At 53.7% G+C, this 24,021-nt stretch carries 23 protein-coding genes and 2 tRNA genes; 8 read left to right on the forward strand and 17 right to left on the reverse strand.

Translation table 11 applies throughout. The features are described from left to right. Positions 1 to 139: 139 nt before the first annotated feature. Positions 140 to 835, reverse strand: a complete 696-nt coding sequence (locus tag ACN0XZ_RS09115) for a DUF599 domain-containing protein (RefSeq protein WP_417457425.1) — start codon at positions 833 to 835, stop codon at positions 140 to 142. A gap of 109 nt (positions 836 to 944) precedes the next feature. Here ACN0XZ_RS09115 and ACN0XZ_RS09120 point away from each other — a divergent pair, with 109 nt between their 5' ends. Beyond that, entirely contained in the window at positions 945 to 1,700 is a 756-nt protein-coding gene (locus ACN0XZ_RS09120; protein ID WP_417457426.1) for a c-type cytochrome, read from the forward strand. Here the strand turns inward: ACN0XZ_RS09120 and ACN0XZ_RS09125 are convergent. The 10 genes from ACN0XZ_RS09125 to nhaB form a co-directional block, all read right to left on the reverse strand. Further along, complete coding sequence (locus ACN0XZ_RS09125; protein WP_417457427.1) at positions 1,690 to 1,983, reverse strand: DUF4031 domain-containing protein; 294 nt, start codon at positions 1,981 to 1,983, stop codon at positions 1,690 to 1,692. The genes ACN0XZ_RS09120 and ACN0XZ_RS09125 overlap by 11 nt on opposite strands. Before the next feature lie 60 nt (positions 1,984 to 2,043). Continuing rightward, the gene (locus tag ACN0XZ_RS09130) at positions 2,044 to 3,234 is read right to left on the reverse strand and encodes an aromatic amino acid transaminase (RefSeq protein ID WP_417457428.1); all 1,191 of its coding nucleotides are present in this window, start codon (positions 3,232 to 3,234) and stop codon (positions 2,044 to 2,046) included. A gap of 106 nt (positions 3,235 to 3,340) precedes the next feature. Continuing rightward, positions 3,341 to 3,417: transfer RNA gene (locus ACN0XZ_RS09135), tRNA-Arg, on the reverse strand. Positions 3,418 to 3,443: 26 nt separating this feature from the next. Beyond that, positions 3,444 to 3,722: an ETC complex I subunit gene (locus ACN0XZ_RS09140; protein WP_417457429.1), complete on the reverse strand. Its 279-nt coding sequence runs from the start codon at positions 3,720 to 3,722 to the stop codon at positions 3,444 to 3,446. 249 nt (positions 3,723 to 3,971) lie between these two features. After that, positions 3,972 to 4,048 (reverse strand) — tRNA-Pro (locus tag ACN0XZ_RS09145). A 91-nt stretch (positions 4,049 to 4,139) separates the two neighbouring features. Continuing rightward, positions 4,140 to 4,568: a hypothetical protein gene (locus ACN0XZ_RS09150; protein ID WP_417457431.1), complete on the reverse strand. Its 429-nt coding sequence runs from the start codon at positions 4,566 to 4,568 to the stop codon at positions 4,140 to 4,142. A gap of 47 nt (positions 4,569 to 4,615) precedes the next feature. Then, positions 4,616 to 5,074: a PaaI family thioesterase gene (locus ACN0XZ_RS09155; RefSeq protein ID WP_417457432.1), complete on the reverse strand. Its 459-nt coding sequence runs from the start codon at positions 5,072 to 5,074 to the stop codon at positions 4,616 to 4,618. Between the two features lies 1 nt (position 5,075). Beyond that, complete coding sequence (locus ACN0XZ_RS09160) at positions 5,076 to 5,567, reverse strand: DUF192 domain-containing protein (protein WP_417457433.1); 492 nt, start codon at positions 5,565 to 5,567, stop codon at positions 5,076 to 5,078. 28 nt (positions 5,568 to 5,595) lie between these two features. Further along, on the reverse strand, positions 5,596 to 6,147 hold the full coding sequence (locus ACN0XZ_RS09165; protein ID WP_417457434.1) for a cold-shock protein: 552 nt from the start codon (positions 6,145 to 6,147) through the stop codon (positions 5,596 to 5,598). Positions 6,148 to 6,284: 137 nt separating this feature from the next. Next, a complete protein-coding gene (gene nhaB, locus ACN0XZ_RS09170; RefSeq protein ID WP_417457435.1) occupies positions 6,285 to 7,874 on the reverse strand; it encodes a sodium/proton antiporter NhaB in 1,590 nt (529 codons plus the stop codon). Positions 7,875 to 8,063: 189 nt separating this feature from the next. Here nhaB and ACN0XZ_RS09175 point away from each other — a divergent pair, with 189 nt between their 5' ends. Beyond that, a complete protein-coding gene (locus tag ACN0XZ_RS09175) occupies positions 8,064 to 9,014 on the forward strand; it encodes an XdhC family protein (RefSeq protein WP_417457436.1) in 951 nt (316 codons plus the stop codon). Next, complete coding sequence (locus ACN0XZ_RS09180; protein WP_417457437.1) at positions 9,004 to 10,593, forward strand: NTP transferase domain-containing protein; 1,590 nt, start codon at positions 9,004 to 9,006, stop codon at positions 10,591 to 10,593. Before ACN0XZ_RS09175 ends, ACN0XZ_RS09180 begins: the two co-directional genes overlap by 11 nt. Before the next feature lie 36 nt (positions 10,594 to 10,629). Here ACN0XZ_RS09180 and ACN0XZ_RS09185 read toward each other — a convergent pair whose 3' ends face one another. Continuing rightward, complete coding sequence (locus tag ACN0XZ_RS09185) at positions 10,630 to 13,038, reverse strand: S8 family peptidase (protein ID WP_417457438.1); 2,409 nt, start codon at positions 13,036 to 13,038, stop codon at positions 10,630 to 10,632. A gap of 201 nt (positions 13,039 to 13,239) precedes the next feature. On the opposite strand from ACN0XZ_RS09185, the gene ACN0XZ_RS09190 reads away from it, so the two are divergent. Further along, positions 13,240 to 15,093 (forward strand): winged helix-turn-helix domain-containing protein, encoded by a 1,854-nt coding sequence (locus ACN0XZ_RS09190; protein WP_417457439.1) that lies wholly within the window; start codon positions 13,240 to 13,242, stop codon positions 15,091 to 15,093. Here ACN0XZ_RS09190 and ACN0XZ_RS09195 read toward each other — a convergent pair. Next, positions 15,030 to 15,620, reverse strand: a complete 591-nt coding sequence (locus ACN0XZ_RS09195) for a regulatory protein RecX (protein ID WP_417457440.1) — start codon at positions 15,618 to 15,620, stop codon at positions 15,030 to 15,032. The genes ACN0XZ_RS09190 and ACN0XZ_RS09195 overlap by 64 nt on opposite strands. Then, on the reverse strand, positions 15,617 to 16,813 hold the full coding sequence (locus tag ACN0XZ_RS09200) for an aminotransferase class V-fold PLP-dependent enzyme (RefSeq protein WP_417457441.1): 1,197 nt from the start codon (positions 16,811 to 16,813) through the stop codon (positions 15,617 to 15,619). The genes ACN0XZ_RS09195 and ACN0XZ_RS09200 overlap by 4 nt, the downstream gene beginning before the upstream one ends. A 278-nt stretch (positions 16,814 to 17,091) precedes the next feature. Here ACN0XZ_RS09200 and ACN0XZ_RS09205 point away from each other — a divergent pair, with 278 nt between their 5' ends. The 4 genes from ACN0XZ_RS09205 to spt all read left to right on the forward strand — a co-directional run bounded on the left by ACN0XZ_RS09205 (position 17,092) and on the right by spt (position 21,333). After that, on the forward strand, positions 17,092 to 18,840 hold the full coding sequence (locus tag ACN0XZ_RS09205; RefSeq protein WP_417457442.1) for a fatty acyl-AMP ligase: 1,749 nt from the start codon (positions 17,092 to 17,094) through the stop codon (positions 18,838 to 18,840). Positions 18,841 to 18,852: 12 nt separating this feature from the next. Continuing rightward, on the forward strand, positions 18,853 to 19,809 hold the full coding sequence (locus ACN0XZ_RS09210; RefSeq protein ID WP_417457443.1) for an NAD-dependent epimerase/dehydratase family protein: 957 nt from the start codon (positions 18,853 to 18,855) through the stop codon (positions 19,807 to 19,809). A gap of 69 nt (positions 19,810 to 19,878) precedes the next feature. Then, complete coding sequence (locus ACN0XZ_RS09215) at positions 19,879 to 20,124, forward strand: acyl carrier protein (RefSeq protein WP_417457444.1); 246 nt, start codon at positions 19,879 to 19,881, stop codon at positions 20,122 to 20,124. Positions 20,125 to 20,130: 6 nt separating this feature from the next. Further along, a complete protein-coding gene (gene spt / locus ACN0XZ_RS09220) occupies positions 20,131 to 21,333 on the forward strand; it encodes a serine palmitoyltransferase (RefSeq protein WP_417457445.1) in 1,203 nt (400 codons plus the stop codon). Between the two features lie 54 nt (positions 21,334 to 21,387). Here spt and ACN0XZ_RS09225 read toward each other — a convergent pair whose 3' ends face one another. The 3 genes from ACN0XZ_RS09225 to ACN0XZ_RS09235 form a co-directional block, all read right to left on the reverse strand. Further along, positions 21,388 to 22,329: a hypothetical protein gene (locus tag ACN0XZ_RS09225; protein WP_417457446.1), complete on the reverse strand. Its 942-nt coding sequence runs from the start codon at positions 22,327 to 22,329 to the stop codon at positions 21,388 to 21,390. Positions 22,330 to 22,335: 6 nt separating this feature from the next. Then, the gene (locus ACN0XZ_RS09230; protein WP_417457447.1) at positions 22,336 to 23,334 is read right to left on the reverse strand and encodes a diacylglycerol/lipid kinase family protein; all 999 of its coding nucleotides are present in this window, start codon (positions 23,332 to 23,334) and stop codon (positions 22,336 to 22,338) included. Positions 23,335 to 23,472: 138 nt separating this feature from the next. Then, on the reverse strand, positions 23,473 to 24,012 hold the full coding sequence (locus ACN0XZ_RS09235) for a DUF2141 domain-containing protein (RefSeq protein WP_417457448.1): 540 nt from the start codon (positions 24,010 to 24,012) through the stop codon (positions 23,473 to 23,475). Positions 24,013 to 24,021 lie beyond the last annotated feature (9 nt).

The following is a 24,021-nucleotide window of genomic DNA, read 5'->3' on the forward strand; positions in this document are numbered from 1 at the left end:
GCACACCATGTGGTGTCGGCCTGCCTTTTGATCTGCTGGCAATGTGACAATTGAGTTAACGAGCGGTGAAGGTTTTTTAACGCACACCAATGCCTACCCGAGTGTGGCTTTTAGGTAGCGCCCTGATCCTTATGAAAAATTATGGCGTGGTTCGCATAACGGCGAGCGCGCCTGAGAAGAACTCCCGCCGCACTAAAATGAGCACTACAAACAGGGTTCCCACCATAAAAAGCCACGGGCTGAAGAACCAGCCCAGCACCGCGAGCCCGAAAAAATTAGCCCGCAACCCCCTGTTGAAATGATGGCCGCACAAGGCCGCAAGGCGGGAAGCCGCCGCTGCGCGCGCCGCAGCAACATCGGTGGCACCCTCCTCAGGCTCACTCATAGCCCCAACAGTGATCGCGCAGTAGTTCGCGAGCCGTATTGCCCAGGCGAATTTGAAAAACGCATACACAAATATGCCGAGAAGCAGGCTTAATTTGATAGCCCACCGACCCGGCGAGATAGGCTCAGCAAAAGGTATGGACGAAAAGGCGGTGCTCAGCTCCTCATTGTAGGCAAGGCCCGCAATCAACCCACCAATCACAAAGATATTGGTGGAGGCAAAGATACTGATACCCGAGACCAGAACACCTAAAATGGAGCTATCGAGCATTCTGAACTCACGGAAACGCGCCGCCTGCATCCAGTTATCGCGCTGACGGTCCATTGCCGCAGAGATCGACCTCTGCCGAAGCGCACTGTGGTCTGTCACCAATGTATAGAGGCTGATAACGACCGCAAAAAACAAAAGCGCCCAAACATCTATCTCGCGCATGTGATCCAGTATCTGCATATCGGTACCCTGCCCAGCTCTTCAAACGAACGAAACGTCGCACCCTAGTCTAAATGGTTTCCATTTCAGATGTCATGTGATTTGCTGGAGATTATCAACGGAGGGCAAGATGCGACTTTTGCTGACCATTTTTCTGCTTATCGGCACACCCGGTTTTGCTGATGAAACATCCTATGCAGTGATTGAGCGCGGACGCGAGATTTTCAAACGTTGCCAAAACTGCCACACGATTGAAGAAGGTGGTTATCACCGCATCGGGCCGAACCTATACGGCATCATGGGGCGCAAGATCGCCTCCCTGCCCGACTTTGACTACAGCCCGGCCCTGAAAGAATATTCCGGTGTCTGGACAGCCGAAGTCCTCAATAGCTTTATTGAGCGCCCCAATCACGTAGCCATGGGTACAGATATGTCTTTCCGCGGGATCAACAACCCAAGTGATAGAGAAGCCCTGGTAAGTTTTCTCGCGCTTCAGGGGCCCGGCACAATCAATATTGAGGTTGAAGATACCTTACTTCAAGCGCTGGAAAACGGCGATGCGGAACGCGGCAAACGCCTGTTTCATCCCTGCCAGGCGTGCCATAGCTTTAAAGCTGGAGCCGCCAATAAAATTGGCCCTAACCTTTACGGCGTGGTGGGGCGTGAGATCGCCTCTTCGCCAGGTTTCGGCTATAGCGAACAGCTCGTTAAACTAAGCGGCATCTGGACACCAGAGCGGCTGAACAGCTTTATCTTTGAAGAGAAGAAATTCAGGCGCGGAACTCACATGGCTTTCCGCCCCTTTACAGAACTATCAGACAGGGCTGACCTGATCGCGTGGCTTAAAAAATTGTCCCCCGATTATAGCGAGACCATCAAACGTTGAGCGACGCATAAAAACTGCGTTTTTCTCGGATGATGGTGACAATTCTCCGTCTGTGAACCAGCTCTGCACCATAAGAAATCGCCCAGTCGATCCGCGGCCCAAAAAGATCGAAATGTTCTTTTTCAGTGCCTCGATGTTGTAGCCATGCGGGCATCATACCGATCTGATCCGCAAAAGCGGTCAACTCGAATGTGCCTTCAACACCAGCAATATCTGAAATCAGATGAGATGAAGGACCAAACCTATGGCCCCAATCCGTCGGTGCATCTATGAAAATCGCCATAATGGCAAGATGCCGAAGTTTCAGCTGACCAGCAAGCCTGATCAGCCCCTCGGATAACCTTTAGGCCACGCTTGCGATTGCTTTGGCCACATATGGGATATTTGCATCCGTTAAGCCAGCCACATTGATGCGCCCATTGCCGGGGAAATAGATGGATTTTTCAGACTGCAGCCGTGCGACCTGTTCCGGGCTCAGGTTCAGAAGCGAGAACATGCCCGTTTGGCGCGCCACACCCGCAAAACGGTCCCCAAAACCTTCTGCCTCGAGCGCCGCCGCAAGCGAGTTCCTCAGCCCATTGATGCGGTCGCGCATGCTATCCAGTTCCGCGACCCACACAGCCATAAGCTCAGCATCCTGCATCACTGTTGTCGCAAGCGCAGCACCATGAGATGGCGGCATTGAATAGTTTGCCCGCGCGAGTTGCGCGAGGTTAGTGACCAAAGCGTCGCGCGAGTTGTCTTTCTCGCCCTTAATGAACAAAGCACCTGTACGTTCCCGGTACAAACCAAAGTTTTTGGAGCAGGAGTAAGACAGGATCGCTTCCGGTAGCGCCGAGAACATAGCACGTACCGCTGCCGCGTCTTCATCAAGCCCCGCAGCAAAACCCTGATAAGCCATATCGAGGAAAGGAACCAATCCCTTCCGCGCAAGAAGTATCTGCACTTTAGTCCAATCCGCAGCGCTCAGGTCCGCCCCGGTCGGGTTATGGCAGCAGGCATGCAACAGCACTACATCGCCTGGCTTTGCCGCCTCAAGCGACGCAAGCATGCCTTCAACCTCAATGGCGGAGGTCTCGCGATTATAATAATCATATACTTTATGCTTGAGGCCTGCCGCCGCGAGCGTTGGTATATGGTTCGCCCATGTTGGGTTGCTTACCCAGACCGTCGTTTCGGGGTCTGCAAAAGCAATCATTTCAAACGCGAGACGCAAGGCGCCACAGCCCCCTGGCGTTTGAATAGCCCCAAGTTTGTCACCCATCTTCTCAACTAGCGCATCGCCAAACACAAGGTTTGCACAGCCCTCGGTAAACCCCGGCCAGCCTGTTGGTGATATATAAACCTTGCTGCCTTCATTCGCACTCAGGCGCTCGAAAGCTTGTTGTACCGCACCCAGAATTGGCGTCTTGCCATCCGCCGTTTTATAAACCCCGACGCCGAGATCAACCTTGGCCGGGTTTGTATCTGCCTTAAAGAGAGCAGAAAGACCAAGAATTGGGTCAGCGGGCAGCGGGTTCAGGTGCGAAAACATAAGTGGCCTCTTGTGCGTTGATGGGTGATGAGCGCCGAATATTAGTTACATATGTAACAATTTGTAAAGTACGAACATGGAAGGCACTAAATACCGGAGGAGATAATGGCGATCCCGCGAGGACTCGAACCCCGAACCTGCTGATTAGAAGTCAGCTGCTCTATCCAGTTGAGCTACGGGACCGCACAAAGAAGGCTCAGGAAGCCGTCTTATTTGAAATTATCTGCGTAGGCCTGAATATGCCGCTTTTTCTTGTGCACCGGCTTGACCTCAAAGGGAAGGCTGTGCCGCACGGCATAAGCCTCCGCTTCCTGCTGGGTGGAGAATTTCATGCGAACTTGTCCGCGCATATCGCGCGATCCTGTCCACCCCATCAGCGGATCAATGTCTTTGGCAAGCTCAGGCTCAAATTCAAGCACCCACTTGTGGGTGTTTGCCGTGCCTGATTGCATTGCGTTTTTTGCCGGTTGATAAATGCGCGCTTTCACGGGCTTCTATCCTTCGAACTGTGACTATAAGCCAGTGTATGCACACCACCCTAAAGTCTGTTGACCATCGTCTTACAGGCCGGATTAATCATCCGCCTGAGCGGACGCGCACCCTAGCCCAAACGAGACACAAAGGGAACACAGAAATCGCGCTACTTGGCGGAAATTAGACCCTGACGAAAATAAAAAGGCCCGGTCATGAAGACCGAGCCATTTTATTGCCGTTCACTTAGCTCTCTGGAGAGTAAGTGGTCGGGGAGAGAGGATTCGAACCTCCGGCCCCCTGTACCCAAAACAGGTGCGCTACCAGGCTGCGCCACTCCCCGACGCCCGCGTTTTCTAATGTTCAGCCGAGGGGAATGCAAGAGGAAAAATGAAATTTTTGCGTCTGTTTGATTTTCATCGCCCGGGCCGATTTCAGGAATGAAGCTTTCTGCGATATCTGGCTTTATTGGTGGGCTTAGTACCATCCGGCAAATGCACGGTCTGGAGCACATCCATATGCATACCGTCCGCATGCAAAAGCCGCGTCGCCCGCATCAGCTCATTGCCCTTATAATAGGCAGATGATGTAAGCTCACTATCCGATGGCACAGAAACAGCCAAGGCGTCCGCAAGTTCACCCCCCGCGAAGGGCCGCGCGGTACCATCTGGCACACCGGTAAAGCTATAATTATGCTCTTCACCAGCGGAATCGGTCCAGGTCATCTGGAACAGAAGCCCCTCCGCGCACTCTGAAATGATATAATGGCCCTGTTGCGGCGGCTCACTTTGCTCATACTCACAAGTCTCGGGCTCCAACTCCCATATCCCAAGGAAGTCGCCATAAAGTTTCTGGTCAGTCATAGATTTCCCTGCACATTGCTCGGGGTTTAAAAGGGCACATTGCCAGTTTAGCGGGGGCGCAACGCCTTGAAAAGCCCACTTGCCGTGGCAATGACGCGGTCGTCAACCTTCATGGTGCCTTCTACCGCAATCATCCCCTCCCCCGCCAGCTTGGCCCCAGCCCTACCCGAAAGCCACTCGCCCTGAAATGCGGGTCCGATAAAATCGGTGGTCAGGCGAACGGTTACAAATGGAGGTTCAGCCACCTCGAAAACAGCAGTAGCCAACAGAATGTCGGCAAAGGTCATGATCATACCGCCATGGCACGCACCGCCCGCGTTGATGTGCCGCTCAGCAATGCGAAAACCGCGTTCACGGCCCTGATCGTCTGTTCGTTCAAAGATTGGCCCATTTTCCCAGCCAAAAGGACTATTTGACAGGATAGGCTCAAAACCCATTGGTGGGTTCGCTTCCCGAACCATTTCTGGTGTCGCTTTACGAGGGCCGGCTTTCAAGGAGCGTGACATGTCAGCGCGGCTGCCAACCGTCAATCAGCGGGTGCCGAATATAATCCCCAGCCTCGATACCCAGTTCCTGCGCTCGCCCTCCTGCAATCTCAAAAACAGCGATGGCGCTGCCGATAGACTGCCGGGATGTTTCAGTACGAGGGCGTGCTTCACGGACAATATTCAGGATTTTCCCGTCGAGTCGAATGAAAATGATATCGAGAGGGATATAGGTATTCCGCATCCAGAAAGATCGTGGCGCGGAATCATCAAAGACAAACAACATGCCTTTATCGGGTGCAAGCTCGGTCCGGTACATCAGCCCCCGTGCGCGCGCCTCAGGGGTTAGCGCCAGTTCAACCGTAAAAGAGTGCTCACCTGTAGCGCTTTCAATAACCACTGGGTCTGGGCTCAGCGGTTGCTCCGGCACACCGCCATCATCGGCGGCATTGCAAGCTGCGAGAGGCAAAAACAAGAAAAGCACGGCAGTATATATCCCCCGTGCTTTTTTCATCATCTTTCCCCACTCAACGCTAGATGTCTTACGCGTCACCAGGCAATGCGATCTGAGCAACAAGCGGCCCACGTTCGCCCGTACCAATGCGCACACGAACCTCCTGTGCTGGTTCAAGGTCGGTCAGGCCCGCGCGGCGTAACGTCTCGATATGCACGAAGATATCCTGCGTACCTTCCCCCCGTGAGACAAAACCGTAGCCCTTGGTGCGATTGAACCACTTCACAATAACGTCTTCAAACTCAGGAGAGACATCTATGTCCATGCCCGGGTGTGAAAATGATGAGCGGCCCAAATCTTCGGGCGCAACAGCTGTGGATAGATCAAGAGACTGCACACGGGTCGCCTGGCGGCCCTTGTCGCGAATAACAGCCTCGCAAATAACGGTTGTGCCTTCCGGCACGGAGCGGCGTCCTACATTGCGCAACACAGAGAAATGCAACAACACATCCCCGTCTTCATCATCAGGAACGATGAAGCCGTAACCTTTCACAGCATCAAACCATTTGACCCTGCCGGTTACCTGTTGGCCAATTTCTTCGGGCCGTTCCTCAGAACAGATCGTACTACGGCCGTCCATACTATTCCCCCCTTAGGAATTCCACGCACAAGCACTAAAGATAGTAAAATTTTGGTTATGCTAGTCATAAAAAACAGCGCCCGCAACTGTTTTGTCACGGGCGCTGCCACTCAAGCTATTGTTTAGCTAGCGATTTTTTAGTGTTCGCCAGCATCCCTAGCTTGACCAACTTTCTCATGGTGATGCTCGATATAGTGGTTTTCGTACAACTTATCCGTCATAGGCTCGAGGAATTTCGCAACCCCGATGTAGCCTACAATAGACATCACGATGGTGTATGGCAGCGCCATCTTCACCATGGTCATGTAAGAAAGACGGATCAGCGGTGCGAGCGCGCTCGTCAGCAAGAACAGGAACGCAGCCTGACCATTAGGCGTCGCAACACTTGGAATGTTCGTACCAGTGTTGATCGCCACTGCCATCAGGTCAAACGTGTCACGCGTGATAACATCGTTTGCGAGAGCCTTGGTCATCTCACTGATGTAAACCGTTGCTACAAACACGTTGTCCGAGATTGCAGAAAGCGCGCCGTTTGCAATGTAAAGCGCGGTAATCTGGCCATGACCATCAAGGTTCAGCACAAAGTTGGTTACCGGTGCAAAGAGAGCATTGTCCGCAATAACACCCACGATCGTGAAGAAGACGACCAAGAGCGCGGTGAACGGCAACGCTTCTTCAAACGCATGGCCGATCTGATGCTCTTCAGTGATACCTGTAAACGCGCTAGCAAGCACGATCACGGAAAGACCAATCACACCAACTGGCGCGAAATGGAACAGAAGCGCAATGATAAGCCAAACACCAACAATACCCTGAACGATCAGAGACGCGTTGTCGCGAGAAGTGCGACGCTCACTTGTATACGCATCATAGTCAACGATGATGTTGAGAACCTTTGGCGGCACCTTCGCACCGTATCCCAAGATACCTGTGATTTCGAGCAACGCACAGGTCGCGAGACCAGCGATCAGAACCGGCAGCGTTACAGGAAGCATACGGAAGAAGAATTCCATAAATTCCCAGTTCGCTTGCGTACCGATGAGAATGTTTTGCGGCTCGCCCACGATGGTCATCACACCGCCGAGCGCTGTACCAACGGCCGCATGCATCATCAGGCTGCGCAGGAAGGCACGGAACCCTTCAAGATCTTCTTCGTTAAGCTTATCAAGTTCACCATCATGCATATGGTCATGATCATGGTGAAACTCTTTGCCCGACGCCACCTTGTGGTAGATGGAATAGAAACCAACAGAGATAGCAATCACAACTGCGGTTACTGTCAGCGCATCAAGGAAGGCAGACAGGAACGCTGCCATGAAGCAGAAGATCAAGGAAAGCAAAACCTTGTTACGCACTTTCACCAAAATCTTGGTGAAAACGAACAGAAGCATATTCTTCATGAAGTAGATGCCTGCCACCATGAACACGAGCAGCAAGATAACCTCAAGGTTAGCCTCAATCTCATGCTTCAATGTATCAGGCGAAGTCATGCCAATCACGACAGCTTCAAATGCCAGCAAACCACCTGGTTGCAGCGGGTAGCACTTCAGTGCCATCGCGAGTGTGAAGATAAATTCAAGCACAAGCGCCCAACCTGCTACATATGGATTGACCATATAAAACAGGATCGGGTTGATAACCAGAAAGGCCAAAATGGTAAGCTTGTACCACTCGGCTGAATTCCCCAGGAAGTTCCTCCCTGCCGGATTCGCAAAAAGCGACGCCATAATAAATCCCTCTTGACTGTTAGCCCCAATATTCAGGCAATACTGAGCATGCTTTTATAGCCCAGAATGGCCCAAATCAAGCCAAACCGGGCAAAACCGTACCAAGCACCCAAGCTGCGCTTGCCCCGTCGGTGTTTGGCGATTACCGTTTCCCCATAAAGATATGACAGCTGAAGATACACCGGGACCATGAAAGATATAATAACTCTCCTGCGCGCAAGCTTATTGGCTGACCACAAGGCAGCGCTTGCCGTTGTAACCAAAACATGGGGCTCAGCGCCGCGCCAAGTCGGCAGCATGATGCTCGTGCGCGCAGACGGCACTTTTGAAGGCTCTGTTTCTGGCGGTTGTGTGGAAGGTACGGTGATCGCTGAAGCGCAGTCCCTACTCGCGAGTGGCGGCTACAAAGACCTTTCTTTCGCGGTCTCAAACGACGATGCATTTGCCGTTGGCCTCGCTTGTGGCGGAGAGATCAACGTATCGATCTTCGCCTTGACGGATCGCGACATCTCGGCTTGCGAGGCTAGCCTAAAAGCACTCCAGAACCGTGAAACAGGCTCGCTGATTCTCTCAAAGTCTCCAGTGAAGGCCAGTTATGGCGCTGCAACAGCGCCTGCTCTTGAAGTAAATGATCAAGCCATCACGCTTCCCGTGGTGCCTAGCTTGCGGCTTGATATCATTGGTGCCGTCCATATCGCTCAAGCCCTCACTCCCATGGCATCGGTGTGCGGTTTTGACGTAACGGTTATCGACCCGCGCGAGGCCTTCACCGACAACCGGACATTCAAGGGGGCTACCGTCGTAAACAATTGGCCAGACGAGCATTTCAAGGTTACCCCGCCGGACGCGCTGACTGCAGTTGTGACCCTGACCCACGATCCTAAATTGGACGACGCAGCCCTAGTTCCTGCCATCAATGCAGAAACCTTTTATATCGGCTGCTTGGGCAGCAAGAAAACCCACGCCGCCCGGCTTGAACGGCTTCAGGCTCTTGGCATTAGCGAGCAAGCGCGGAGTAGGATCAGCGGCCCTGTAGGCCTTGATATCGGCGCAAAAACCCCTGCAGAAATTGCTACCTCCATTCTTGCAGAAATCATAGCGGTATACCGCTCAAAGGGAGCCGATATTCGTGCGGTTTGAAGAAGTTAACCCGATGGACGCCATTGGTTGGCGATTGGCCCACAGTGTGCGTGTGGGCGATCAGCGCATCCCGAAGGGCACAAAGCTTACCCCGGAAATTGCAAGCCACATGATGGCTGCGGAAGTTACCAGCCTCCATGCCTATGTTCTGGAAGATGGGGATGTTGGAGAAGATGAGGCCGCGCACACCGTGGCATCCCATTGTTGTGGGCCGCATGTAGAAGTTGGGCTTGCCACGAAGGGACGCTGCAATTTGCACGCAGCCAGCACCGGACTTCTTCAGGTAGCTGACGGCATCGACTTGTTGAACGCGCAGGATGAAGCCATCACCATCGCTACGCTCCCTGCATACTCCAGTGTTAAAAAAGGTCAGTTGCTCGCAACAGCAAAAATAATACCTTATGCCGTCAAGCCGGTGCAGCTGGAGGCCGCCATTTCGGCAGACGCTGAGTTGTCTGTAGCGCCGTTTGAAGCTTTCACTGCGGCACTACTTACTACCGGAGGTGCCTTGCCCGACAAAACAAGGCGGCTGACCGAAGCGCGCCTCGCTAACGTGCTTGGTAGCATCACAGAATATAAGCAGTGTGCTCACACCCTTGAGGATGTTACCAAACACATAAGAGACCTGATGGCAGGGCCACAAAAACTGATCCTCCTTCTCGGCTTAGCGGCGATCAGTGATAGGCGGGATGTTCTTCCGGCAGCCCTGAAAGCGGCTGGCGGCGAGGTAATACAGTTGGGCATGCCGGTTGACCCTGGCAACCTCCTAATGATCGGCAAGATTGAGGGCAAAACCGTGCTTGGCCTACCGGGTTGCGCCCGGTCCCCAGCCCTAAACGGCCTTGATTGGGTGTTGGAGCGTTTCTCCGCGGGACTACCTATTGACGCGCAAAAAATACGCAAGATGGGTATAGGAGGGTTGTTGAAAGAAGCGCCTCAGCGCGGAGAACCTCGTGCGCCCCGCTCAGAGGCTACCCTTAAAGCTTCAACCATCGTGCTTGCGGCTGGCAGGTCCAGCCGGGCCGGTGGCGCCAACAAGCTTCTCTCCAAGCTGAACGGCAAACCAGTGGTTACAACAACAGTCTCTATGGTGTTAGCCGCGAATAAGGGCGATGTGATTGTTGTCACTGGGCATGACAATCTAGCGGTAAATGACGCTCTCAGCGGCTACAGCGTAAAGCACGTGCATAACGACACCTACACTGACGGCATGGCGGGAAGCTTAAAGCTGGGCCTTAGTCAACTGGCAGACAACGCTGCCTTTACGTTCATATGCCTGGCGGACATGCCGTTTGTAAGGGTTGAGACATACAGCGCGCTCAAGGCGGCTGCAAAACGCATCAGCGAAGCTCGCATCTTCATCCCGACCTATAACGGCAAACGTGGACACCCGGTGCTTTGGCACCGTGATATGTTCCCTGCGCTTGGTAATATTTCAGGGGACACGGGCGGCAAACATATCATTCATGAGAACGAACATCTGGTTTGCGAGGTACCGGTTGACGACCCAGGCATATTGATAGACCTCGACACACCTGAGGCTTTGGCGCAATTTGGCATCAGCCCCCTAAAGGACTGATGCCAACGCCAGGAGAGCGAGAAATCAGGAGGCCATCTAGAATGGCAGGTTCGCCCTCAAGAGAAGTGCAGCGGCTTGCCCGGCACGATGACCCGGGTTTTGCTGCAGCAATATATTGGCCTGCCAGGACAGGCCGGATTTGTGTTTCTGCATTTCATAGCTAATTTCGGCATCAAGCTGACGCTTTGAGGGCGCGAGCGCGCCCGTCACGCGTTCAAAGATCAACTCACGCGTCCCTGCAGCTTGAGCTGTTGGCAAATAGGCAATCAGCTCACCCGCGCGAGCACGCAGCGGCTGCGACAGTGAAAAACCAAGCCTATCGCCTTGCGCTGCAATGTTTCGCGTGCTGAGTTCCAAGGCAAATGCATCGGTGTGGATATTGGAAACCCCTTCAACGAAACCACCTGTCGGCACCGAAACAGAGGACACACCGTAGGAATAGCGACCAACCAGTTGCCAGCCTCCTGCAAGCTGGTAACGTCCATATAGCGCGGCATAAACAGTCGTCGCATCATCGCCAAAATTAAGCGCGCCCTGCCCTACAGCCCCGAGGAATGAGCCCCTTTCCCTCAGCACGCCCGCGTCCATGCCAAGCGCGTAACTTTTTGCACGCCAGGCCGCACCAGCCGTAACGGCATAGGCTTCAGTTTGGTCTAAGTTAAAATCCAGTCCCGTAACAGTCTGGTTCGGTTCAATGTCAAAGCGGGAGACAGCGAAAGAATAATTCCATCCGCCAGCGTCTTGCCGGTTGACTGCCATGCCAAACGCACCGTCAAACAGGCGTGCATAAGCATCGGACCGCACACCGGTATCACTAAGGCGGGATTGAGGGTTATCCATACCAAAGGAGGTAAAGAGACCAGCACCTCCCGTTGCAGTTGAAAACCGCACATCAAGCCCGTCCGCTATATCTCGTGAAAAACTGAACGCCACGTTGCGAGCCCTGCCACTGTCGGTGCGGGCAGCATAGGGCAATGCTTCTTCGGTTTCTTCATATCGCCTTGTGGGTGCCGTGAATGAAAAGTTCATATATCCAACACCATCAAGCGAGACGGCAGAGCTTCCTCCTGAGGTGAAGGTATCCAGACGGTGCTCAATCAACGTTCGGGAATTTTCATACTGCACACGGGCATGAAGGTTTTGCCGATAAGCGCGACGATAGCCGTCAAGCATCAAAACCGAACCAAAAGTTGGCATCGCAGAGATGGCATCGCCGAAGACCGGTGATAAAGAGAGCAGCCCCGTATCAAGTGAAATCTCATTGCCGTTTCGTGTGCGGCTCGCTGTTGCCCCCATAGGCGCCAATGCTCTTTCAAGATTGATCAGCCCCTGGCCATACACCTCGTCACCACCCGCGGCCCCAAGGTCGGTGGCACTCGCGAGAAGGATTTCCCCGATCTCTTTCGCTGTCAGGTCAGGAAAAGCCTGCATTAGAAGTGCCGCAGCGCCCGCCACATGAGGCCCCGCGAACGAGGTACCGTCTGACGTACTGCCCCACGGGTTGCGACCTTCTCTGAACCCACGCGTTGGCAGCGTGGTCGTCACACCACTGGGGGCGACAACAAAATAGTCTTGTGCATAACCGGCTTTGTTGGAACGGTCGTAAATAGTCTGATCACGATCTACAGACCCAACAATCAGTACAGCGTTCTCATTACCTTCCTTGAGGCCAAGCTGCGAGATAAAAGCTGTAGGGGCACTGCCGAACTCGTTGCCCGCCGGGATCACAATCAGCATACCTGCGTCGATAGCTTTCTGAAAGGCCTCCCGAACCGACGCAATATACTCGTCGGGCACATAAAATTCCTCAGCGATCTGATTGTCCACACCAGCATATTGGTTGGAATTTTCGTCCCAGAACGCCCATTCCACCATCAGGATGCGCGCATCATTCGCGATTGCATGGTCGATCGCGTCAGGTACTGCCGCGAGATTGATGTCTTTGCCGCCCCAACTCGCGAGCTCAGGCAGGTCCATCCTTAAGACTAATATCTGTGCCTCAGGTGCTACCCCGTGTGTACCTTGGTTATTTCGTTCGGCCGCAATGATACCCGCTGTCATCGTGCCATGAATGGTAGGGGTTATAATGTTTGGGTTTTCAGAGATATCATACTGAGTGTCATCAAAAAGCTGACCGTCATTGCCACCAAAATCTTTACTCTCAGGGTGAATGTTGGCGTCAAGGTCCGGATGTTCAACGTCAACACTCGAATCCATCAAGGCGACGGTTACGCCACTCCCGGTCAGGCCTTCATCATATGCCGCAAGTGCACCAATCTCTGCCAGCCCCGGGTTTTCGCGAAACTCCGGGGTGTTATTGCTTGGCGCAGGCGGCGGGGTTGGCGTTGAAGGGTTTGGGGGAGCGACGGGCGCACTCCCCCCTCCCCCGCAGGCTGACACAGACAGCCCGAGCACAAGACCGAAACAGATTTTCCCCAGTGTCATTCATCATCTCCCCACGCCATTTCTTTTCTGGCTTGAGGCGACCCTAGTCAGAACCAGCAGCGAAAGCCTGACGAACAAGTAAGGAAAACGTAAGGATATGAGAAAATACGTCCTAGGTTCATGCCGAATTATAACTAAGGTTTATTGCGAATATCCCCTCGGAGGATTTACTCTATCCTCGACAGCAGGGAGGCTGAAACGATGGCGAAGAACGGGCAAATCAGAATCGGGCCATGGATACTTAAACCGGACCATAATATAATCACGGACGGCAGGCACATGCGTAAGCTGGAGCCTCGCGCGGCTAAAATGCTTCAGTATTTATATGAGCACCGTGGTCGTGTCATAAGCCGGGATGAACTTCTGCAACAGGTTTGGTCAAAAACTGCGCTTACAGACCACGCAATTTCGGTCGTGGTCGCAAGCCTCAGGCAAGCGCTTGATGATGACGCAGCCAACCCCCAATACCTCTCAACGGTTCGGAAACGCGGATACTGCCTGCTTGAGGCGGCACAGGAAGAGCCTGCACCCAATCACACTGGCCAAGCCGTTGCTACCCTATGGTCGCTTCCCAGGCTAACGGTGCAATTTTCCTCCGTTGCCGCCGCCCTAGCTATATTCATCACAGCCTCAATTCTGTTTGGCCGTCCCGAGGCTGCAACATCTGAGCCGCAAACTCTAGGTCACAAGATTGTTCTTCGCCCGCTCGTAACACCTGCTCCAGTCGATCAAGGTTATGCCCAGGTTATCAAAGACCTCCTGATGATGGAGCTCTCTCGCTACGGCGACGTTACCATTAGCTCAGATACTGAAACCGCAGTGCCCGACTTTTTAGAGGTGTCAGGCGCTGTAAACACAGACACCGGCAATGCGCTACACCTCAGTCTTTCACGGAACGACAGCCACGGGATCAGAGAGAGCAGCGAAATCGCCGCCCCAGGAATCCTCAACGTCTCTGCCATGGTGCGCAACAGTGTTGCTGACCTGATGGCGGGCAAAAAGGCCGTTACGGTGCCATCCAAAGGGGCTTTCAGCGCGCCGATATTGCTTGATAGAGCCCGTTATTTCTGGGGCTTCCATAGAGACGATCGCAATCGTATCGCTTACCGTATTGTAAAACAGGTGCTGGAAGAAGACCCGTTAAATGGTGACGCTCACGCGCTACTCGCGGAGTTTTACGCTGCATTGCCCGGCGCAAGCTGGGGGCTGGACGGCATAGACACGCTGGTACTCGCAGAACAGCATATTCAACGCGCAGCCGAACTTGGTACCGACAGCAAATTTATATGGCGCGCAAAGGCACGACTGTTTTCAGAGCGCGACCACGATGACGCGCGGGCGATTGAGTATTATCAAAAAGCGCTGGACGCGGACCCGGATGACCATTGGACCTGGCGCAGCATCGCCGTCGCACTCGCGAAAAGCGGTGAGTATGAGAAAGCGCTCGAGGCGCATGACCGAGCTATTGCGCTTTCTCTCGAACCTTCTGGTGCTGAATGGGAGAAAATGACCACCCTCTATTTTGCTCAACAGTTCAATGAGGCCCTGTCCCTGTATCAGAAACTCAAGCTTATTGACGGTCGAACAGGTGTTCGCACCGCCCTTATACATTATATGGCGGGTGATCATGTTGGCGCCTATGGTCAATGGCAGGTTTATTTTGATACGCGCGGGATGACCAACGTGGCGGATATATTCAGGACCGCAGACACAAACTCCTCACCTGAGAGCGTATACCGTACTGTTGCGGATGAAATCATCTTCGCGAAACCCGATGGTGTCTCCCCCTACGCACTGTCATACATTCTGCTAGCGGCAGGAAAACCGAGCGAAGCCACGAGAGTCATCGAGAGGGCATACAGGCAGATGGTGCAAAACGAAGACCCTCGATACAGCCGTGCCGCCGCATTGATGAAGATCGATCCTTTTTTTGAGAAACACGCACTCTCAACGTCGATTGAAGCGATCCTGTCCGCCGTATCCATTACCACTCAAGGCAGCAGCTCCAGCAGGTCTTCTTCTGTACCGTCCAACGTCTCGACGACAATGCCATAAGGAAACCCCACCCGCATCATTGCGGCAATTTCCTTCTCGCGTTTCTCGCTTGGGTCCGCCAAAGGCCGCCTGAACGGCCCAAAACGCCGCCGCCTGACATACGCCGCAGCGGCGCGACGGGTGGCATCCGCGCCCACATCGTCATCTTCCAAATCGTCGACGGCAGCAGTGGCGGTACCCTCATCAACACCTTTAAACCTTAGGTCCTGCAGAATCTGACGCGGCGGCTTGCCCTTGCGCAACAAACTTTCCGAGCGCTGACGCGCGTAAACCTCGTCATCCACATAGCCATATTTGACACATTTTTCGACAACCTCATTGATCCACGTGGTCTGTTCATCTGTAGGGGCCGCATGCCCTTCATTCCGGCGACGCACCTTGCGCTCCAGCACTTTTCGCAGATTTTCCTCAGTGGTGCTGAAACGTCCGAGGTAATGAAGAGCCGCGCGCTCCAGATAACCTGCAGTGACCTTCTTGGGGCCGCCAGTGCGCTTCTTGCCCACCTTATCGTCAGAAGGCTCGCTCACAGCGCCCTCACAGCAGCCACAAAACGCTCAATCTCATCCTCTGTATTATAATAATGAGGTGAAACTCTCACCGTGCTCTCGATACCACGCGCCTCAAGGTCCAACCGCGTGTGCATAACGCTCGCCACCTGCACGCCTATGCCCTGCTGTTCAAGCGCTGCTTTAACGTCAGGTGCCGTCATGCCAGCTTTGTTGAAGGTGACAATTGCGGCCTTCGCATTTTCTGGGCACGTACCCGAAACACCTGCTGTTTCATAAAGCGCAGCCCTCAGGGTTGCGGCTAATGACTGTGTTCGGGCGAAAACCTTTTTGGGTCCTAACGCCAACAGATAATCAAGTGCCGCGCCAAAAGCGAGTTGATCCGCGACGTTACGCTCCCAACCCTCAAATATGCGCGCGTCATTCCTGAGCTCATAACGGTCGGCACGGACCCATGCCGCCGCCTGATTGCTGAGCATGGCAGGCTCAATCGCCTTGCGCGCCGCGTCTGAGATATAGAGAAAGCCAACTCCCCGAGGGCCGCGCATGAATTTCCGGGACGTGCCCGTTAGCATATCACAGCCAATTTCATCCACATTGACACGCATCTGCCCAACCGCCTGGCAAGCATCAAGCAGATATAAAACGTTATGTTTCTTGGCAATGCTCCCGACTTCGACAACAGGATTAACCTGCCCGCTAGATGACGGCACATGGGCAATGGCGATCAATCTCGTGTTCTGGTCTATGAGGCTCTCAAGATGCGTGAGATCAAGCGCCCCATCGTCCCCGGCCTTGGCGACACGAACCTCTGCACCGTGTCGCCGCGCTTGCTGAAGGAAGGCAACATAGTTGCTGCAATATTCATTGAAGGCAGTGACGATATTATCGCCTGGTTTCAGCGCCACACTATAGAAGGCTTTATTCCAGGCATCCACAGCGCTGCTCGTAAGCGCATAATTGCTGGCCTCGCCCCCAAGTAGCGCCGCGAGCGAGCCGTAAACCCTCTCATGCGCAGCAAACTGTTGCTCATGGGCCACATAACCACCCACTTTTGCCTCGAGATCAATATGGTCGCGAAGCACCTTCAAGACAGGCAGCGGCATCAGCGACGCACCGCAGTTGTCAAAGTGCAGCCTGTTTGTTGCACCGGGCGTTTCTGCCCGTAATGCCTTGATCTGATTTGAAGTAAATTCCTTGTCTGGCGCTGTCATTTTTTAGCCGTAATCCTCACCTACTTAGCTCTGCCGCATGTACAATAGGCCAGAATTAACTTGCGCGGGGCGCATTCAGAAGGTAATTCAGCCCTAATATCCAGGCACACGACCGTTCGAGAGTGAACAGGGTAAAGCCGGTCGAAAGCAAGAGTTTTCTGGCCTGGCGTTTGTTGCGGTTTGATGTGTGAGTATAGAGTTTAGTGATAGCCTCGGCCGTACCAAGGCTTGCTATTGTTGTTTTTGTAGGGTCCGGCTAAAGTAGTGCCGGGGCAATTATGGTTGAAGCCAACGTTATGAAGGTAGAGACACCTACGCAGGATCCGACGCTCGAAAGGCGCTATTCGGATTTTGATACGCTTGTAGATGCGATTGAATATGCAGCCAAAGGTTTGCGTGGGGCTAATTTCTATAATGCCCGCGGCGACCTTCTTGACGCATTGACATGGGCAGAAGTACGCGACCGTGCTGAAGTAATTGGCCGCAAACTTGTGGCCATGGGCTTTGAGGCGGGTGACCGCATCGCCCTTATTGCTGAAACCAGCGCAAATTTCGTCAGCTTCTTTGTTGGCTGCCAATATGCAAGCGTGCTTCCCGTTCCCCTGCCCCTTCCCACCAGCTTTGGCGGTAAGGACGGTTATGTCTCACAGCTCCAGATGCAAATGCAAAGCTGTGATGCCAACGGCTTGATGGCCCCCGAGTTCATGAATGAAATCATCGCGGAAGCAACGGCCGACATGAACCTGCGCTTTAAGGGCTCCTACGACGATTATATGGCGATCAAGGGTGACGGCGGGCTGCGTCTCCCCAAGCCAGATGACCTTGCCTACCTACAATATAGCTCAGGCAGCACACGGTTCCCGCACGGTGTCGCGGTAACGCATCGCTCCCTGCTCTCCAACACCCACGGCATGGGATATCATGGCGTGAAGTTGGATGAAGACGACCGCTGTGTGTCCTGGCTGCCATTTTACCATGACATGGGGCTTGTTGGCACACTGCTGACGACGCTCACATGCCAAGTGTCGGTTGATTTTATCCCGACAGAAGAATTTGCTCGTCGCCCGCTCAGCTGGCTACGGGTTATCAGCCGCAACAAGGGCACCATTACGTATAGCCCCACCTTTGGCTTTGATATTTGCGCGCGCCGCGCTGCCTTGCGCTCAAGCGCACTTGAAGACCTTGATCTTTCAAGCATCCGCGTTGCCGGATGCGGTGCGGAGATGATCCGCCCGGAAGTACTCAGAAACTTTGCTGAAACCTTTGAAAGCATTGGCTACAAGTGGGAAGCTTTCCTGCCAAGCTATGGCCTTGCGGAATGCACCCTTGGTGTGAGTTTTGGCCGCGTTGGCGTTGGGCTTGAGGTTGACCTTATTGAAGAAGCTGCGCTCACAGGCGATAAACATGTTTTGGTGAACGGCAAGGACGACCCGCGCATCAGGGAAGTGGTCAACTGTGGCCGCCCGCTGCCTGAATATGACATCGAAATCCGCGATGAGGACGATAGCGTCCTGCCGGACCGTCAAGTCGGCAAGGTGTTCCTGCGCGGTACATCCGTTATGCGCGAGTATTTCAACGACCCCGAAACCACCCGTGCGGTGCTCAGCCCAGAGGGCTGGCTCGACACCGGTGACATGGGCTACATGAAAGACGGCGACATCTATATTGTGGGCCGCGCCAAAGACATGATCATTGTCAACGGCCGCAACCACTGGCCGCAAGACATTGAATGGGCGGCAGAGCAGCTTCCTGGCGTTAAAACCGGCGATGTCGCAGCCATTTCTGTGCCCGGTGAAAATGCGGAAGAAGTACCAATGATCCTGGCTCAGTGCCGTTATTCCGAACAGGCAGAACGCATGAAGTTCATTGAGGAACTGAAGCGTCACATCCAGAAAGCAACCGGCATCAATTGCATGATCGAACTGGTGCCGCCTCGCTCTCTGCCTCGTACGTCGTCTGGCAAGCTGAGCCGCGTGAAAGCCCGTAATCAGTATCTTTCTGGCAATCTTCAGGCGCTTGCAAGCTAGGCGATATATCGCATGACCGATAAATCTGGCACACAGCCTGCCAAACCCGTTGTTGCCCTAACCGGCGCAACGGGTTTCCTTGGTGATCACACAATTCGTGCTTTTGTTGACGCCGGTTACAGTGTTAAAGCACTTACACGGCGCGAACAAGACGATCGTGACGGTGTTACATGGGTGCCCGGCGATCTTACAAACGAGGACGCGCTTGCCGCCCTGTGCGCCAATGCGAATGTTGTTGTTCATATGGCGGCACTGACCAAGGCGCTCAACCGAGATACCTTCTTTGACGTCAATGTCGGCGGCACCAAGAAAATCCTGCACGCAGCAGCGAATGCAGGCGTGGACCGCGTCGTCCATGTTTCCTCCCTCGCCGCCCGTGAGCCACAGCTCAGCCACTATGGTGCCAGCAAGGCAGCGTCGGAACTGCTACTGACAGCGCGTGATTGGCCGTTCAGCTGGACCATCGTACGCCCGCCAGCCATATATGGCCCCGGCGACAAAGAGATACTCAAGCTTTTGAAAGCCCTGAATTTTGGGTTATTGCCTGCGCCCGGTGGCAAAAACAACCGGTTCGCGATGATTCACGGCGCGGATATGGCTTCAGCGCTTGTGGCTTTCGCGAAAGGTGGCAATGAAAAAGCGATCGCGGAGATCGATGACCGCAAACCTGGAGGCTACACCCTGAGGGACGTGGCTCAGGCCGTTGGTGGGAGCGAAAAGAAAGCTCCGTTCATTCTGCCCATACCTTTCCCCGTGCTTGGTGTCATTGGCGCAGTCAACGGCATTATAGCCAATATTATCCGCAAACCGGCCATGCTCACTCTCTCGTCCGCGCGATACCTATGCCACAAGGACTGGACGGTGAGAGCGTCCCGCCGTCCGCAGCTTGACGACTGGGCGCCACATTTTGACCTTAAAGCAGGTTTAGGTGACACCATCGGATGGTATCGAAAAAACGGGCTTTTATGATTGCTTCCACCCCGATATAAGACGGGTATGCAGTTTCCTTACAATTCATATCGCAGATAGGCAATTACGATGGCTAACCCGCAAATCATTGAAAAGATTTACGAATTGATTTCTCCTCTTAACAAAAAGGGGATTGAACTTGCGCCTGACGTGACCTTCGCAAGCGATCTGGAGCTTGATTCCCTGACGGTCATGGACCTTGTTGCGGATATTGAGGATGAGTTTGACATCGTTCTGCCCCTTAACCTCTTGCCCGATCTGGAGACCATTCAACAAGTTGCTGACGCTGTTGAAAAAATCATGAACGAGGGCTAAGAGACCGTGGATCTTCTTGATAAATTTGACCAAATCGTCGCGCTGCGCGCATCCCTGCCCTTCAAGGACGCAGATCCTTTCAAAGTGGTGATGGAAGAGATCATTTCCGAAACCGAAGCCGTTATCGGTGGCCGCAGGACCATCCTTGCCGGCACCAATAACTACATGGGGATGACCTTCAACGAGGAAGCCGTTGAAGCCGCAAAAAACGCGATTGATGATTTTGGTACCGGCACCACAGGGTCGCGTGTACTGAACGGCACCTACGGCGGCCATAAGGCACTTGAGGCAACGATCGCAGATTTCTACGGCATGGAACACTGCATGGTGTTCTCAACCGGCTATCAGGCCAACCTGGGCATGATCTCCGCACTCGGCGGTAAGGACGATTTTGTCATCATCGACGCAGACAGCCACGCCTCCATCTATGACGGCTGCTCAATGGGCAATGCCACCATCGTGCGCTTCAAGCATAATGATGTGGACAATATGGAGAGGCGGCTCAAGCGTTTGCCAGCAGACGCAGGCAAACTTGTGGTGGTTGAAGGCATTTATTCCATGCTTGGTGACGCGGCCCCGCTTAAAGAACTTCTTGAGGTCGCAAAGAAATATGGCTGCATGACCCTCGTTGACGAAGCCCACTCCATGGGTTTCTGCGGTGAAAACGGTCGCGGTGTTGCGGAAGCGCTCGGCGTTGAGCATCTAGTAGACTTTTATGTCGGCACTTTCTCGAAGTCAGTTGGCACAGTTGGCGGTTTTGCCGTTTCCAACCACCCGAAGTTCGATGTGCTTCGTTTTGTTAGTCGCCCCTACATCTTCACCGCAAGCCTGCCGCCAAGCGTGGTAGCCTCTGCCACAAAGTCTATCGAGGCAATTAAACGCAGCGGCAACCGGCGCGCGCATTTGTGGGAAAACGCCCGCAGGCTTCACGCAGGCCTCAAGAAAGCAGGCTTCGACCTTGCAACCCCTGAGGCACAAAGCCCTATTATCGCCGTGCACCTGCCGGACCCAATGGTGGGCACCCGCTTCTGGGAGACCTTGTTGCTGGAAGGTGTATACGCAAACATGGCTGCACCGCCTGCAACGCCGTCCGGCATGTTCTTGATGCGGGTAAGCGTTTGTGCCCAGCACACCACGGAGCAGATTGACGAGATTATCGCTCGTTTCAGCCGCACAGCGGAGAAGATCGGGCTGGAGCTAAAACCCTAGAGCGTCCGCCGATCTACGAATAACAAAGGCGCCATCAGGCGCCTTTTCTTTTGCTTATTTGAAAGCGCCTTTGCGCTTGAGGCCCCAGAACATCCTGATACCTGAAAGCACTGGCCTCCGGCGCATGCGGTCGGTGATCTCCACCTCCACGCCGGAATGTCGTTTGATTTTCCATGCCAGATAGTCAATGCCACCATCAAAGGTAACAGACGCCTTCACAAGCCGCAGGAAGCTCACCGCTTTACCATTCCAGCGCCTTGCCCACCAGCGTAGCCGAGGCACAAGCCGCTCTGTTCTTGGTGGTTGTTTCAGAGGGGGCATCGGATCGGGGATCACTTCCAGAACTTCTTCTACGAGTGCCGTGAGAGCGTCGTAGCGGTCCTGATCCAGAAGGTATATTTCCAGCCCTTTTCCCTTGCGCTCAGACCGCAATTCAGCGGAATAGGTCTGCTCAAACGCACCAACCCACAAGTCGCGGGATTCTTTCGCACCTGGCACCAGGTCCAGATAGTTGCCCAGCATGGTTTTAACTGCCTGGCCAATATCAGATGCGATAGAAAGCTTGGTCTCATCATTTTTTGGCAGCAACAACAGGCAAGGCTGGCAGAAACGTGCCCAAACGGAAACGTTCAAGCATTCTGGCCGCACCCGAAATGCCAAATCTGGCCGCGACAGCACCGCGTATTTTGAGCGTACGGTTATCCCGTTCACTTGTGTTTCATGGTAGAAAACGTTCGGCGGCAGAATCTGGTTCGCAACAGCCAACCAGCGCTTGGAATAAGCTTTGCTGTAGCTATCCACAATCACGTAAAAATCGAGAATCTTTTCCTCGATTTCGCCTGTCCGCAGGCATGAGCCGTAAAACAGCACGCCCGAAACCGCACCATTGAACTGTGCGGCAATTTCTTTGGCCGCAACGGTCACTTCTTCAGGTACTGTGCGGCGCCATTCCTGAAGGATAAAATCTTGTATCTCTTTATTCGGATCAGCGGCCATTTTGCCCTACCTTAACGACACAAAAGTCAATGTTCGATCGCCCTTTAGCGTGATCGGCTTCCCGGGCACAGGATAATATATTTCGCCATCAAGTGTTACAGGGTCGCTACCCTCAACACGAATTTCATTGGCGCGGCGTGTATGAACACCGTCGATAGTCTTTTTGCCATAAGCACCGGTCAGAAGGCCACGAATAGCACGGAAAACCTTACCACCACCGGACTCCACAGCAGAGAAACGCAAACCACCGTTGCCTTCTTTGCCATATGGTTTCATACGCAACAACAGGCGGTCAAGGGTCGTTGTCATCACGGCGGCAAACTGCCCTACCATGCGCCCACTACCCGGTACGGTAATTGTCATCGGGTCAGAAACCATAAGGGTTTTATCTTTGCCAATACCGAAGGCGGAAAGAATAAGCGTACCAATCGCCACCACATGTGCCAGCCCATTTGGCAGACCAGCATTATAGGCGTTTTCACGGCACCACTCAATTCCCTTCACCACACCAGCAGTGCCAAAGAAGGTACCAACACGGAGCGGCTTACCGTCGCCAAGATCCATCTCGATCAAATGCTTGCGCGTAAGGCGCTCCGGCAACATACCTGCGTTCGTCAAGCTAATCAGCTTCTTGAGAACCTTCTCGGGGCGCCCCTTAAAGCCGAGGTCAGCGGCGGTCATGTTGGTTTTGCCGCCCGGCAGATAAGCGATCGGAGGCGTTACACTGAAAGGATTTCTGTGCAACAGGTCCGCGAGCACAGCACCAATTGTACCGTCCCCGCCGTTCACAACAAGGAGCGCGGGGTTGGCACGTGCAAACAGCTGCAGGGCGTCAGCGATCGAGTCAATACCGTCAAGCTCATAGTGAACCACATTGGGGCTTTCATCGACCACCTTGCGCACAGCATCAATGCGTGCGGCATTGGTTGTGCTTTTGGGGTTCGAGATAATCGCCACCAATGGCACCATGGCGCCAGCTGTTATATTTTCCCGATCTACGTTCACGAGAACGGATGCTCCATACAAAAAACAGTCGAGGCGCATCAATGCCTCGACGGATTCTAATTCCATACGCCACTGATGCGGCAGTTGCGCCGGGTTATAACCCTAAACGCATATTTTAGCAAATCTGTAACAAACCCGTTAACGCCGCCTTAGCTGACGTCGTTTTTTGGTCTGCTCTTCATCGCCACCAAATATATAGGTAAGCGAAATCGTCATTCCAGTGATGCCGGGCTTCGCGTCGAACATAACTTCTTCCGCGGCAGGCGGTGCGAGTGACAGTTTCGGGTTATTGGAAAAGCCAAAACCTTCGCTGAAAAAGTCAGCTTTACCATTTGCGTTTCTATCATGCAGCACCACGAGCGAGTATCTGCCCACGGACGGCAACGGCACGCATATCTGTTGGCCCTCGCCCTCGGTCGGCACATCAATGCGTACGAGCTTCTTGCCCTTTTCCAGAAAATCTTCCGGGTTGCTGCCATATATCTGTGCGCGGATATTCCCTTCTTCATCCTTCAGGTCTTCGATGGTTAGAAGGAGCGCGGGGCCTGCAGCGCCTTTCGCACAGACTGCCATATCATGGTCCAGCTCGACCTCATCGGTATCACTGTCAGCTACAACAACATGGCTTGTCGCCAGCGCAAACGCAGCACCCAGAACCCAAAACTTTTTAGCGCGCATAAATTTCTC

It is taken from the genome of Kordiimonas sp., assembly GCF_048264555.1.
Taxonomy (GTDB): Bacteria; Pseudomonadota; Alphaproteobacteria; order Sphingomonadales; family Kordiimonadaceae; genus Kordiimonas.